Genomic DNA, 12581 nt, shown 5'->3' with positions numbered 1-12581 from the left:
GGATCAGTGGATGATGCCGGTCCGCAGCGCCACGGCCACCATGCCGGCCCGGTCGCCGGTGCCGAGTTTGCGGGCGATGCGGGCCAGGTGGCTCTTCACGGTCAGTGCGGACAGGCCCATCGAGACGCCGATCGCCTTGTTGGACTGCCCCTCGGCGACCAGGCGGAGCACCTCGACCTCCCGTCCGGACAGCTCGCGGTAGCCGCCCGGGTGGCTCGGGGCACCCGGGGGGCGGCGGTGCATACGGGCGGCGGTACCGAGGGGGGCGGCGCCGGGCCGGGCGGGGAGGCCGATGTTGGTTCGGGTTCCGGTGACGACGTAGCCCTTGACCCCGCCCGCGAGGGCGTTGCGGACGGCGCCGATGTCGTCGGCGGCCGAGAGGGCCAGCCCGTTGGGCCAGCCCGCGGCGCGGGTCTCGGACAGCAGGGTCAGGCCGGAACCGTCGGGCAGGTGGACGTCGGCGACGCAGATGTCGCGGGGGTTGCCGATGCGGGGACGAGCCTCCGCGACGGACGAGGCCTCGATGACGTCGCGCACACCGAGAGCCCACAGATGGCGGGTGACGGTGGAACGGACGCGCGGGTCGGCCACGACCACCATGGCGGTCGGCTTGTTCGGGCGGTAGGCGACCAGGCTTGCGGGCTGCTCGAGGAGAACGGACACCAGGCCTCCTGGGTGGGGGGACGGGGCCGGCTTGTGGGGAGGAAGCCGGGACGAAACGTGCTTTCAGGGTCACAGTCGTCTTCGGCAGCAAAGCCGTGCGCCTTTAGAGAATGATCACGATCTAGTGAGTAACAATCCGTGCAATTCGGACGTGCGATCGATCATCCGAAGATCGAATCGGTTCGAGCCGATGCGATTCGAGTACAGAAAGTGGCCGTATCGACAAAGAGAGAGTCAATAGGCCGCCCTGGAGGATGAATCCGGTACGGCCGGTGCCCAGCTCACCGTGACTGCGGGCCCCTGCGCTGCGGCAGGGTCACCACCGAGGCGTCGCCCGGACCGGCCGGCGGGAGCCCGCCGACCTGGGCCAGCAGATCGCACCACGAGGTCAGGTGCGCGGCGGTGTCCGGCACTCCGCCGAGGCCCTCGCGCGGTGTCCAGGAGGCGCGGATCTCGATCTGGGAGGCGGCCGGGCGCGCGGACAGCCCGCCGAAGTAGTGCGAACTCGCGCGCGTGACGGTGCCGCTCGGCTCGCCGTACGTCAGCCCGCGCGCCTGCAGCGCCCCGGTCAGCCACGACCAGCACACCTCGGGCAGCAGCGGGTCGGCCGCCATCTCCGGCTCCAGTTCCGCGCGCACCAGCGTCACCAGCCGGAAGGTGCCCTGCCAGGCGTCGTGCCCGGCCGGGTCGTGCAGCAGCACCAGCCGGCCGTCGGCCAGGTCCTCGTCGCCGTCGACCACCGCGGCCTCCAGCGCGTACGCGAAGGGCGCGAGCCGTTGCGGGGCGGGCGTCGGCTCCACCTCGATCTGCGGCCGCAGCCGCGCACTGCGCAGCGCGTCGACCGCGGCCCGGAACGCCGGCGGCGCCCCCGTGCCCGTTCGGCCCTCCGCCTGAGCGGAGTCCTTCGCGTCGTCCATTCCGTCAGCGCCGTCCGACGATCGTCCCTGAGCCGCAGCCATGCGGGGAAGAGTAAGGGGAACAGCGCCCCGGTGCAGGGAGGACACCCCTGAGGGCGGCCGCACTTCTCGCTTCGCGACCGTGCGAGACTTGCCGACGTGAGTGCCAACGGAAGCCCCACGGGCAAGCAGCCGACCGCTACGTACGAGAGCGCCTTCCTCAAGGCGTGCAGGCGTGAACCCGTGCCGCACACCCCCGTGTGGTTCATGCGCCAGGCCGGCCGCTCACTGCCCGAGTACCGCAAGGTGCGCGAGGGCATCCCGATGCTCGAGTCCTGCATGCTGCCCGAGCTGGTCACCGAGATCACGCTGCAGCCGGTGCGCCGGCACAACGTGGACGCGGCGATCTACTTCAGCGACATCGTCGTCCCGCTCAAGGCCATCGGCCTCGACCTGGACATCAAGCCCGGCGTCGGCCCGGTCGTGGAGCAGCCCGTCCGCACCCGCGCCGACCTGGCCCGGCTGCGCGACCTCACGCCCGAGGACGTCTCCTACGTCACCGAGGCGATCGGCCTGCTCACCCGCGAGCTGGGCGGGACCCCGCTGATCGGTTTCGCCGGGGCGCCGTTCACCCTGGCGAGCTACCTGGTCGAGGGCGGCCCGTCGCGCACGTACGAGAACGCCAAGGCGATGATGTACGGCGACCCGCAGCTCTGGGCCGACCTGCTGGACCGCCTCGCCGACATCACGGCCGCGTTCCTGAAGGTGCAGATCGAGGCGGGCGCCTCGGCGGTCCAGCTGTTCGACTCCTGGGTCGGAGCCCTGGCCCCGGCCGACTACCGGAAGTCGGTCATGTCCGCCTCGGCGAAGGTGTTCGACGCCGTCGCCGGGTACGGCGTCCCGCGCATCCACTTCGGCGTCGGCACCGGCGAGCTGCTGGGACTGATGGGCGAGGCCGGCGCCGATGTGGTCGGCGTCGACTGGCGCGTCCCGCTGGACGAGGCCGTCGGCCGCGTCGGCCCCGGCAAGGCGCTCCAGGGCAACCTGGACCCGACGGTGCTGTTCACCGACAAGGACACCGTCGAGACCCGGGCGGGCGAGGTGCTCGACGCGGCCGCCGGCCTCGAGGGCCATGTCTTCAACCTCGGCCACGGCGTCCTGCCGAACACCGACCCGGACGCGCTGACCCGGCTCGTGGACTACGTCCACACCCGCACCGCCCGCTGAGCGGAGCCGCTCACCGCACGCTCACCGCACCCGCCGCTCACCACACCTGACGGGGCCGCGCCTGCCTGCCGAACACCAGACGGCGCGGCTCCGGCGGTGGCGGGGTGCCCGGTTTGAGCGGCCAGGCCAGCAGCATGCCCACCACGAAGCCGACCACGTGGGCCGAGTAGGCCACCGTCCCGGCGCCGGACACACCGTGCCCGGAGGAGTACACCGCCTGCAGCCCGAACCAGAAGCCCAGCACCAGCCAGGCGGGCAGCCGCAGCGGCAGGAAGACCAGGAACGGCACCAGGACCCAGACCCGCGCCCGCGGATACAGCACCAGATAGGCGCCCAGCACACCGGCGATCGCGCCGGACGCGCCGATCAGCGGGTCGGCGGAGGTGGCGTTGAGCAGCGCGAAGCCGTAACCGGCCGCGTAGCCGCAGAAGACGTAGAAGAGGAAGTAGCGGATGTGGCCCATCCGGTCCTCGACGTTGTTGCCGAAGATCAGCAGGAACAGCATGTTGCCCAGCAGGTGCAGCCAGCCCCCGTGCAGGAACATCGCCGTGAACACGGACAGCGCCGGGGACTTGTCGTAGGCGGGCGGCGCCACCACACAGCCCGGGCCGTGAGGGCCCACGCCCACGCCGCCGGTCGGGACCACCCGGGGTATCTGATGGTGGATCAGCTCTCTGGGAACCGCCGCGTAGTGGTCCATGAAGGCCTGCAGATGGCAGAGCTGCGCCAGTCCACTCGAACCCGGCACGGCACCGGCGGTGCCGGGGGTGACGAGGAAGACGAGGACGCTCGCGGCGACGAGGGCGTACGTCACATACGGGGTGCGGCGCGCCGGGTTCACGTCATGGACGGGGATGACCACACAGAAGTACTGCCCGGGATACGGCGGGTGAATCGGTGAACGCCGGCGGGCGGGGCCGCGTATCTCCTCTCAACCGACGTGAGGATCAGGCGATGAGTGCGAACGCTCAGCAGGTGACGGCGATGCAGGCGATGCCCGACGGCGAGGCCGAGCTGTCCTTGGTGATACGGCTTCCCTGGGAGGACGTCGCCCGGCTCGGTCAGGAGGCCGGGCGGCTGGCGGCGCAGATGCAGCGGCCGGTGACGCTGGACGAGGCGGTGAGCTACCGGCTGCGGTCGACCCGGCCGTCCGCCTCGCACGCCAGACCCGCGGGGGAGCAGCCCACGGCCGTGACGGCCGGCGGGGGCGTCACCTCCCTGCCGCGGATCAGCACAACGGCCTGAACCGCCTTAGGGCCTCTCGTTCGGATCATGCCGGGCTCGCGGGCCCTGGCACCGCGCCTCGCCGCGTTGTCGTCGGCTGCCATGGCTCCGCCTTTCGATGCACGGCACCAGACCCCGCTCCCTGACCCGGCCTGATCCAAACGAAAGGCCCTACCGCTGACCGGCCCGCACCTTCGCCGTCGCCTTTCTCGCCGCCACCAGAACCGGGTCCCACACCGGGGAGAAGGGCGGGGCGTACCCGAGGTCCAGGGCCGTCATCTGCTGCACCGTCATCTGCGCGGTCAGCGCCACCGCCGCGACGTCGACCCGTTTGCCCGCGCCCTCCCTGCCGACGATCTGGACGCCGAGCAGCCGGCCCGTGCCGCGCTCGGCGAGCATCTTCACCGTCATCGGGGAGGCGCCGGGGTAGTAGCCGGCCCGGCTGGTCGACTCGATGGTGACCGTCTCGAACCGCAGGCCCGCCCGGTGAGCGTCCTTCTCGCGCAGGCCGGTGCGCGCGATCTCCAGGTCGCAGACCTTGCTGACCGCCGTGCCGACCACACCCGGGAAGGTGGCGTAACCGCCACCCGCGTTGGTGCCGATGACCTGGCCGTGCTTGTTGGCGTGGGTCCCCAGCGGAACGTACTGCTCCTGCCCCGAGACCAGGTTCAGCACCTCGACGCAGTCGCCGCCCGCCCAGATGTTCTCGTGGCCGCGCACCCGCATCGCGAGGTCGGTGAGCAGTCCGCCGTGGGCACCGAGGGGCAGCCCCGCCGCGCGGGCGAGCGAGGTCTCCGGGCGCACACCGATGCCCAGGACCACGATGTCCGCCGGGTACTCGGCGTCCTCCGTGACCACCGCGCGGATCCGGCCGTCCTCGCCGGTGAGTAGCTTGGTCACCTCGGCGTCGTTCACCATGGTGATGCCGAGGCCCTCCATGGCCCCGTGCACCATGCGGCCCATGTCCGGGTCCAGGGTCGACATGGGCTCCTTGCCGCGGTTGACGACCGTCACCTCGAAGCCCCGGTTGATCAGGGCCTCGGCCATCTCGACGCCGATGTAGCCGGCGCCCACGACCACCGCGCGACGGCCGGGCGCCCGCTCCAGTGAGTCCAGCAGCGCCTCGCCGTCGTCCAGGGTCTGCACCCCGTGCACGCCGGGCGCGTCCACGCCCGGCATGTCGGGGCGCACCGGACGGGCGCCGGTGGCGATGACCAGCCCGTCGTACGACGTCCACGACTCCGCGCCGGAATCGACGTCACGCGCGCGTACCCGCTGTCCGGGCACGTCGATCTCGACGACCTCGGTGCGCATCCGCAGATCGATCCCGCGCGCGCGGTGCTCCGCCGGGGAGCGCGCGATGAGCTGATCGCGTTCGGACACGTCACCGCCCACCCAGTACGGGATCCCGCACGCCGAGTAGGAGCTGAAGTGTCCCCGTTCGAAGGCCACGATCTCCAGTTCGTCCGGGCCCGACATCCGGCGCGCCTGCGACGCCGCGGACATCCCCGCGGCGTCGCCGCCGATCACCACCAGCCGTCGCCTGGCGTCCCGCCCACCGTTCATGCTCATGTGAACACGCTACGGTGCGCGGCCATTTCGGTCCTGGCCGGGCTCGCGCGTCAGCCCTGGCCGGGCTCGCGCGCCGGCGCCTGCGCCGGACGCGCGTGCGGCAGCGGACCCGGTGCGGCCGTCACCGGTGCGGGGACCGGCTCCGGGCGGCGCGGCAGCCGCGGCCGGACGACCCGCGCCCACACCAGCGCCAGCAGGGCGGCGAGCGCGGCGAACGGCAGCAGCGCGCCCAGGACCAGGGCGATCCAGCGCAGCATCGTGACGAACGCGTGCCAGCCGCCCGACAGCGCGTCCACGAAGCCGGGTGTGTCGTCCTCGGCGGCCTTCTTCACGGGCGTTCCGGACAGCGACAGGGTGATGGTCGCGAGGCTGGTGCGGTCCTTCAGGGACGCCTGCTGGGCGAGCAGCGCCTCCAGGTCCGCCTCCCGGCTGCTCAGCTCCCCCTCCAGGGTGACGACGTCGCTCAGCTTGGTCGCCCGGTCCATCAGCGTCCGGATCCGGGCCACGCTCGCCCGCTGCGACTTGACCCGGCTGTCCACGTCCACGACCTGGTCGGTGACGTCCTGTGCCTTCGCGGTGCGCTCGACGAGCCGGCCGGCGCCCTGCAGATCTCCGAGGACCTCGTCGTACCGCGCGGACGGCACCCGCAGCACCACGCGCGTGTACTCATGGCCGTCGGAGTCCCGGCCGGTGTTCTCACCGCCGACGTAACCGCCCGCGTTCTCGGCGGTCGTACGGGCCTCCTCCAGCGCCTTGGGCACGTCCTTGACCTCGACGGTGAGGGAGGCGGTGCGGATGACGGCGCTCGGGGCGGACGCGGGCGCCCGGCGGGCGGACTTCGCGTCGTCCGCCTTGCCGCCGGCGGCACCCGCCTGCCGCTCCGCGCCGTCCGCGGCGGACTTGGCGGTCCCGCCGTCCGAGTCGTCCGCGGCACTGCACCCGGCCAGCGCCAGACAGGCGGCGAGCAGGACCCCGGACAGGGCCCGGACGGGTCGTACGGGACGTGGTGTGCGCATGGCGGTACCCCCGAGAACGGTGAGACACGACGGCTGTGACCTCTGACGCTCCTTCGACGCCCGGGCGGGCCGGGACGTTGGGGCGCGCCGGTTCCGATGTGGTCACGGTCCGGACTCGTCCCGGACACCGGCCCGGGACGGGACTGCCGATGGGGTCTGAGAGAGTGGGGACATGAGCGCAACGGATACACATTCGGGGCATGTCGTCGTCGTCGGAGCCGGGATCTCGGGGCTGGCCGCCGCCCACCGGCTGCTGCGGCGAGGCGCCCGGGTGACCGTGCTCGAGGCCTCCGAGCGGGTCGGCGGCAAGCTCCTCCCGGGCGAGATCGCGGGCGTCCGGGTGGACCTGGGCGCCGAGTCGATGCTGGCCCGTCGCCCCGAGGCGGTGACCCTCGCGCGTGAGGTGGGCCTCGCCGAGCGGCTCCAGCCGCCGGCCACCGCGACCGCCTCGATCTGGACCCGCGGCGCCCTGCGCCCCATGCCCAAGGGACATGTGATGGGTGTCCCCGGCGCCGCCGCCGCCCTCGCCGGCGTGCTCTCCGACGAGGGCCTCGCGCGCATCGAGCGCGACGCCGAACTGCCCCGCACCGAGATCGGCGACGACGTGGCGGTCGGCGAGTACGTGGCGGCGCGGCTCGGCCGGGAGGTCGTCGACCGGCTGGTGGAACCGCTCCTGGGCGGGGTGTACGCGGGCGACGCGTACCGCATCTCGATGCGCTCGGCCGTCCCGCAGCTCTTCCAGGCGGCCCACGCCCACGACTCCCTCACCGAGGCCGTACGCGACATCCAGGCCAGGGCCGCGGCGAGCGGGCAGACCGGGCCCGTCTTCATGGGCATCGAGGGCGGCGTGGGCCGGCTGCCGCTCGCGGTCGCCGAGTCGGTGCGCGCCCTCGGCGGTGACATCCTCTGCCGCACGCCGGTGACCGGGCTGCGCCGGGAGGCGTCCGGCCGCTGGCGGGTCACCGCGGGGGAGCGGGTGCTGGACGCCGACGCGGTGATCGTCGCCGTACCCGCCCCGGCCGCCGCCGCACTGCTCGGCGCCGAGTCCCCGGAGGCCGCGGCCGAACTCGCCACCGTCGAGTACGCCTCCATGGCCCTGATCACCCTCGCCTACCGCCGCACCGGCCTCGCCCTGCCCGAGGGCAGCGGGTTCCTGGTGCCGCCCGTCGACGGCCGCACCATCAAAGCGTCCACCTTCGCCTCCCAGAAGTGGGGCTGGATCGCCGAGGAGGACCCGGACGTGGTCGTGCTGCGCACCTCGGTCGGACGGCACGGCGAGACCGAGGTGCTCCGGCGCGAGGACGCCGAGCTGGTCGCCGTGTCCCGGCACGACCTGCGCGAGGCCACCGGCCTGGACACCGCCCCCCTGGAGACCCGGGTGACCCGCTGGACCGACGGGCTGCCCCAGTACCCGGTCGGCCACCACGCGCGCGTGGCCCGAATCCGCGAGCACGTCGCCAAGCTGCCGGGCCTCGCGGTGTGCGGCGCGCAGTACGACGGCGTCGGCATCCCGGCCTGCGTAGCGAGCGCCCACGCGGCCGTCGACCAGCTCGGCGGCGACCTCAGCGGTGTGCGCGCCCTGACGGCCGACCCGGTGCAGAGCCTGCACGGCGGAGCGGGAGAATAGGAACATGAGTGACGACGCCCCCACCACCGAGACCGGCAGGATCCCGAACAAGGGCAAGCTGGCCAAGGACCTCAACGAGGTCATCCGCTACACGCTGTGGTCCGTCTTCAAGCTGAAGGACGTGCTCCCGGAGGACCGCGCGGGCTACGCCGACGAGGTCCAGGAGCTGTTCGACCAGCTCGCCGCGAAGGACGTGACGATCCGCGGCACGTACGACGTCTCCGGGCTGCGTGCCGACGCCGACCTGATGATCTGGTGGCACGCCGAGACCAGCGACCAGCTCCAGGAGGCGTACAACCTCTTCCGGCGCACCAAGCTGGGCCGCGCGCTGGAGCCGGTGTGGTCGAACATGGCGCTGCACCGCCCCGCCGAGTTCAACCGCTCGCACATCCCGGCGTTCCTCGCCGACGAGACGCCCCGCAACTACGTGAGCGTCTACCCCTTCGTGCGCTCCTACGACTGGTACCTGCTGCCCGACGAGGACCGCCGCCGCATGCTCGCCGACCACGGCAAGATGGCCCGCGGCTACCCCGACGTGCGCGCCAACACGGTCGCCTCGTTCTCGCTCGGCGACTACGAGTGGATGCTGGCCTTCGAGGCCGACGAGCTGTACCGCATCGTCGACCTCATGCGCCACCTGCGCGCCTCCGAGGCCCGCAGGCACGTCCGCGAGGAAGTCCCCTTCTTCACGGGGCGCCGTAAGGACATCGCCGACCTGGTGGCGGGGCTGGCCTGAGAGGTCGGCCGGGGGTCCGGGGGTTGTCCCCCGGGGGATGCGGCACGGGGCGCCGGAAGGACGTCGCCGACCTGGTGGCGGGGCTGGCCTGAGAGGTCGGCCGGGGGTCCGGGGGTTGTCCCCCGGGGGATGCGGCACGGGGCGCCGTAAGGACGTCGCCGAGCTGGTGGCGGGGCCGGCCTAGGCGGCCTTGCCCTTGAGGGCGTCCCGTTCGGGGCGCTTGGCGGTGGACGAGGCCGGGGCCTGGGGCCTCGGCTCCGGGCGCGGTGCGCAGGCGGCCCGCCGCCCCGGGACGCGGCCCTCGAGCAGGTAGCCGTCCAGGTGGCCGTTGACGCACCTGTTGGGGCCGCCCCCGATGCCGTGCGTACCGGCGTCCCGCTCGGTCACCAGCGCCGAGCCGGCCAGTCGTCGGCTCATCTCCAGCGCGCCCGAGTACGGGGTGGCGGCATCCCGTTCGGCGGCCAGGATCAGCACCGGCGGCAGCTCACCTGGACCCGTCCGCACGTCCAGCGGCCGTTGCCGGGGGGCCGGCCAGTAGGCGCACGGCAGGTTCATCCACGCGTTGTCCCAGGTCTCGAACGGTGCGCTGCGCGCGAGCCGGGTGTTGTCGCGGTCCCACACCTTCCAGTCCGTCGGCCAGGGCGCGTCGTTGCACTCGACGGCCGTGTAGACCGCGCTCGCGTTCTCCGCCTCGGCGGCCGTCCCCGCGTCCGGAGCGGCCAGCGCGACCAGCGCCCTGGCGTCGCCCTTCAGATAGGCCGACAGCGCGGCGGCCCGGCTCGGCCAGAGGTCGTCGTAGTACCCGGCCATGAGGAACGCGTTCTGCAACTGGCCCGGCCCCACCTTGCCGCCCGCCGCCTTCCCCGCCAGCCGGCCGCGCGCGGTGTCGTAACTGTCCTGCACCTTCGCCGGGGTGCCGCCGAGCCGGTACACGTCGTCGTGCCGGGCGATCCACTCGCGGAAGTCCGTCCAGCGGTCCTCGAACGCGGCGGACTGGTCGAGGTTGGCGCGGTACCAGACCTTCTGCGGGGCCGGGTCCACCGCGGAGTCCAGCACCATCCGCCGGACGTGCGAGGGGAACAGCGTCGCGTAGACCGCGCCGAAATACGTGCCGTACGACGCGCCCATGTAGGTCAGCCGGTCCTCGCCCAGCGCCGCCCGCAGGACGTCCAGGTCACGGGCGTTGTTCAGCGAGTTGTAGAACCGCAGCCCGCTCCCCGACCGCTCGGCGCAGCCGCGCGCGTACGCCTTCGCCCGGGCGATGCGCTGCCGCTTGTACTGCTCCGAGGGGTGGGTCGGCGACTCGGTGGGCGCGTGGAAGAAGAGCTTGGGTTCGACGCAGGACAGCGGCGCCGAACGGCCCACCCCGCGGGGGGCGTAGCCGACGAGGTCGTATGCGGCGGCGATCCGCTGCCACACGGGCAGGGTACGGGCCATCGGGAAGTACATGCCGGAGGCGCCGGGGCCGCCCGGGTTGTAGACGAGGGCGCCCTGCCGGGGCACCTTCCGCTTGCTGTTGTGCGGGTCCTTGTGGGTGGCCCGGGCCCGGCTGACGGTCAGCTCGATCTGCTTGCCGTCGGGCTTCGCGTAGTCCAGCGGGACGCGCACCGTGCCGCACTCCAGGCTCCGCGGCGCGTCCCGCCCGTCGCACCCGGCGAACTCGATGCCGGCCTCGCGTGCCCGCTGGACGGCCACCGCGGTCCCGCGCGTCTCGGCCGCGACCGGCGCGCCCGCGGCGCCGTCCGCCGGAGCCGCGGCCAGGGCCGCGAGGAGCAGGGACCCGGCGGCCGAGTACAGGGCGGCAGCTCTCATCGCGTATCCCTCCGGTGCGCGGCGGCGATGGCACGGCTGCCACGGCCCGACGATCACACAAGGGATGTTTCGTTCGGCTCCCGGTGAAGGCAAGCACCGCACGGCGGTGTCGCAGGGAAATGCCCCCAGTGCGCCCCCGAGGGCGGTCTCACTCCCCCCGGGGCTGGTCGCGATGGGCGAAGGCCGCGCGCAGCTCGGGTTCGCCGACCGCACGGACGCCCCGCACGGCGACGGACGTCAGGAAGGACCGCTCGTCGCCGTCACCGGCCGGCCGCCGGGGCAGGGCACCCAGCAGCCGCTGTCCGGCGGGGGAGGCCCAGCGCGAGTAGGGGTGCGCCTCGACCCGGGCGATGGCCAGACAGCTCAGGGTCAGCGTGAGGGGCAGCGCGAACCACAGCGTGACGAGGAACCGCGGCATCCCGGTCTGAGCGGGCATCAGCAGTGCCGCCAGCGCCAGCGCGCACACGGCCAGCGCGGCGGCCCGCACCTGGCGGACGCCGTCCGCCACCGTCGTCCGCGCGCCGTCCGGTACCGCGAGTCCCGAGCGCACCAGCCCGTCGGCGAGCCGCCGTACGGCCTCGGTGCCGGCCGCGGCGGCCCGCACCGGAGCGATCCTCGACTGGCCCTCGGGCCCTATCGCCCCTATGACGGACCGTTCCATGTCGTCGCGGCCCCGAGGGTCCACCACCGTGGCCCAGCCGGTGTGCGCGAGCAGCAGCCGCCGCTGCCGGGCCATGGAGACCATGGTCACGTCGGCGACCCGCGCCGGACCGCCGGACAGGAACGCCGCCTCGTACAGCGTCAGATCGTGCTCCCGGTCCGTGGGGATGCCGTCGGTGTCGAGGTCCGCCGAGCGGACCGCGGCCAGGCACAGCCGGGTGCACGCGACACCGGCGAACGCCCAGGCCAGAAGCAGCAGAAGGACCCAGAACATGACGCGTTTCTATGCCAGGTGCCTCGGAAACGCCATGCCCGTTTCAGTATCCGGACCGAGTGTTGCCGGTGCGTGACGTTCCGTTTGCCTCGCAGGTCAGGGGGCGTCGACCGGCAACGGGCTCGAGGCGGCGGGCGGCATCGAATACGACTCGGACGGCGAGGGCGCGACCGGGACCGCGGAACCGGCGTCGGTGACCGGGGGCGTGGCCACGGGGGAGGGGGTGGCCGCGAGGTCCCGGGCCAGCGCGGAGAAGTCGACGTACCCGGTCGCCTCCAGGGCCTTGATGTGGTCCAGCACGGTCGTGTTGGCGTCGTCGGCCAGGTCGCGGACCAGCGAGTTCTGGGTGCCGGCGCGGACCTCGGCGACCAGCGAGAACACCCGGCCGTGCGCCAGGCGCAGCAGGCCCGCGAACTGCCGGTCGAACTCCTGGCCGCGCGCGCTCCTCAGCGTGGCGAGCCACTGATTCTGCTGCGCGTTGGGCTCGTCGGGCAGGGGCACGCCGAGCCGGGAGGCGACGGTGCGGTCGTGCGCGTCGAGCGAGGTGTGGCCGTCGACCAGATGCTGTCCCGCGTCGCGTACGGCCTGGGTGGTGCCCTTCTCCAGGGCCAGTTGCCCGGCCGGCAGCTCCCACAGCCCCGCCAGCCGGACCTTGGTGACGAAGTCCCGGTCCCGCTCGGACAGCGGACCGTACGGCGTCGTCACGGTCCGCGCGCCGAGAATCTGCGCGTCGGCCGTACCGCCCTGGCGGCCGGCGTACGACCAGAGCGGGAAGAGCAGTGCCGCGGCGGTCGCCGCGAGGGCCGTGATGATGAGCCCGGTGCCGCTGAATATGCCTCGGCCCTTGACGGGGGGTCGCGGTCGCATGGTGCCT

The 12581-nt window shown here is 73.2% G+C and carries 12 protein-coding genes; 4 read left to right on the top strand and 8 right to left on the bottom strand.

Features of this window, described 5'->3' with window-relative positions:
- Positions 1-3: 3 nt before the first annotated feature.
- Positions 4-663, bottom strand: coding sequence for a LuxR C-terminal-related transcriptional regulator (locus tag ACFVVO_RS05300; protein ID WP_390051893.1), 660 nt, complete (start codon positions 661-663; stop codon positions 4-6).
- 281 nt (positions 664-944) lie between these two features.
- Positions 945-1622: a DUF3000 domain-containing protein gene (locus ACFVVO_RS05295; RefSeq protein ID WP_390051892.1), complete on the bottom strand. Its 678-nt coding sequence runs from the start codon at positions 1620-1622 to the stop codon at positions 945-947.
- Between the two features lie 96 nt (positions 1623-1718).
- On the opposite strand from ACFVVO_RS05295, the gene hemE reads away from it, so the two are divergent.
- On the top strand, positions 1719-2786 hold the full coding sequence (gene hemE / locus ACFVVO_RS05290) for a uroporphyrinogen decarboxylase (RefSeq protein WP_390051891.1): 1068 nt from the start codon (positions 1719-1721) through the stop codon (positions 2784-2786).
- Positions 2787-2823: 37 nt separating this feature from the next.
- Here hemE and ACFVVO_RS05285 read toward each other — a convergent pair whose 3' ends face one another.
- The gene (locus tag ACFVVO_RS05285) at positions 2824-3648 is read right to left on the bottom strand and encodes a rhomboid family intramembrane serine protease (protein ID WP_390051890.1); all 825 of its coding nucleotides are present in this window, start codon (positions 3646-3648) and stop codon (positions 2824-2826) included.
- 92 nt (positions 3649-3740) lie between these two features.
- On the opposite strand from ACFVVO_RS05285, the gene ACFVVO_RS05280 reads away from it, so the two are divergent.
- Complete coding sequence (locus ACFVVO_RS05280; RefSeq protein ID WP_390051889.1) at positions 3741-4031, top strand: hypothetical protein; 291 nt, start codon at positions 3741-3743, stop codon at positions 4029-4031.
- 150 nt (positions 4032-4181) lie between these two features.
- Here ACFVVO_RS05280 and ACFVVO_RS05275 read toward each other — a convergent pair whose 3' ends face one another.
- Together ACFVVO_RS05275 and ACFVVO_RS05270 are read right to left on the bottom strand one after the other, a co-directional pair.
- Positions 4182-5582 carry an FAD-dependent oxidoreductase gene (locus tag ACFVVO_RS05275; protein ID WP_390051888.1) on the bottom strand — a complete coding sequence of 467 codons (1401 nt, stop codon included), beginning with the start codon at positions 5580-5582 and terminating at the stop codon, positions 4182-4184.
- A gap of 50 nt (positions 5583-5632) precedes the next feature.
- Positions 5633-6598, bottom strand: coding sequence for a DUF4349 domain-containing protein (locus ACFVVO_RS05270; protein ID WP_390051887.1), 966 nt, complete (start codon positions 6596-6598; stop codon positions 5633-5635).
- A 172-nt stretch (positions 6599-6770) separates the two neighbouring features.
- Between ACFVVO_RS05270 and hemG the strand changes: the two genes are divergently transcribed.
- Together hemG and hemQ are read left to right on the top strand one after the other, a co-directional pair.
- A complete protein-coding gene (hemG, locus tag ACFVVO_RS05265) occupies positions 6771-8225 on the top strand; it encodes a protoporphyrinogen oxidase (RefSeq protein WP_390051886.1) in 1455 nt (484 codons plus the stop codon).
- Positions 8226-8229: 4 nt separating this feature from the next.
- Positions 8230-8961 carry a hydrogen peroxide-dependent heme synthase gene (gene hemQ / locus ACFVVO_RS05260; protein WP_390051884.1) on the top strand — a complete coding sequence of 244 codons (732 nt, stop codon included), beginning with the start codon at positions 8230-8232 and terminating at the stop codon, positions 8959-8961.
- A gap of 180 nt (positions 8962-9141) precedes the next feature.
- Here hemQ and ACFVVO_RS05255 read toward each other — a convergent pair whose 3' ends face one another.
- The 3 genes from ACFVVO_RS05255 to ACFVVO_RS05245 form a co-directional block, all read right to left on the bottom strand.
- The gene (locus ACFVVO_RS05255) at positions 9142-10773 is read right to left on the bottom strand and encodes an alpha/beta hydrolase (protein WP_390051883.1); all 1632 of its coding nucleotides are present in this window, start codon (positions 10771-10773) and stop codon (positions 9142-9144) included.
- Positions 10774-10921: 148 nt separating this feature from the next.
- Positions 10922-11707, bottom strand: a complete 786-nt coding sequence (locus ACFVVO_RS05250; protein ID WP_390051882.1) for a TIGR04222 domain-containing membrane protein — start codon at positions 11705-11707, stop codon at positions 10922-10924.
- A 96-nt stretch (positions 11708-11803) separates the two neighbouring features.
- Positions 11804-12574: a DUF4142 domain-containing protein gene (locus ACFVVO_RS05245; protein ID WP_390051881.1), complete on the bottom strand. Its 771-nt coding sequence runs from the start codon at positions 12572-12574 to the stop codon at positions 11804-11806.
- Positions 12575-12581 lie beyond the last annotated feature (7 nt).

The organism is Streptomyces sp. NPDC058145, from assembly GCF_042884245.1.
GTDB lineage: Bacteria > Actinomycetota > Actinomycetes > Streptomycetales > Streptomycetaceae > Streptomyces.
The sequence above is the reverse complement of the archived record's forward strand: the minus strand, read 5'-3'. Positions and strand labels throughout refer to the sequence as shown.

What these genes read in the sequence shown, in the direction of transcription:
- ACFVVO_RS05245 (WP_390051881.1), bottom strand. Translation starts at nt 12,574, where the DNA reads ATGCGACCGCGACCCCCCGTCAAGGGCCGAGGCATATTCAGCGGCACC.
- ACFVVO_RS05255 (WP_390051883.1), bottom strand. Translation starts at nt 10,773, where the DNA reads ATGAGAGCTGCCGCCCTGTACTCGGCCGCCGGGTCCCTGCTCCTCGCG.
- hemG (WP_390051886.1), top strand. Translation starts at nt 6,771, where the DNA reads ATGAGCGCAACGGATACACATTCGGGGCATGTCGTCGTCGTCGGAGCC.
- ACFVVO_RS05275 (WP_390051888.1), bottom strand. Translation starts at nt 5,582, where the DNA reads ATGAGCATGAACGGTGGGCGGGACGCCAGGCGACGGCTGGTGGTGATC.
- ACFVVO_RS05280 (WP_390051889.1), top strand. Translation starts at nt 3,741, where the DNA reads ATGAGTGCGAACGCTCAGCAGGTGACGGCGATGCAGGCGATGCCCGAC.
- ACFVVO_RS05250 (WP_390051882.1), bottom strand. Translation starts at nt 11,707, where the DNA reads ATGTTCTGGGTCCTTCTGCTGCTTCTGGCCTGGGCGTTCGCCGGTGTC.
- ACFVVO_RS05270 (WP_390051887.1), bottom strand. Translation starts at nt 6,598, where the DNA reads ATGCGCACACCACGTCCCGTACGACCCGTCCGGGCCCTGTCCGGGGTC.
- ACFVVO_RS05295 (WP_390051892.1), bottom strand. Translation starts at nt 1,622, where the DNA reads ATGGCTGCGGCTCAGGGACGATCGTCGGACGGCGCTGACGGAATGGAC.
- hemQ (WP_390051884.1), top strand. Translation starts at nt 8,230, where the DNA reads ATGAGTGACGACGCCCCCACCACCGAGACCGGCAGGATCCCGAACAAG.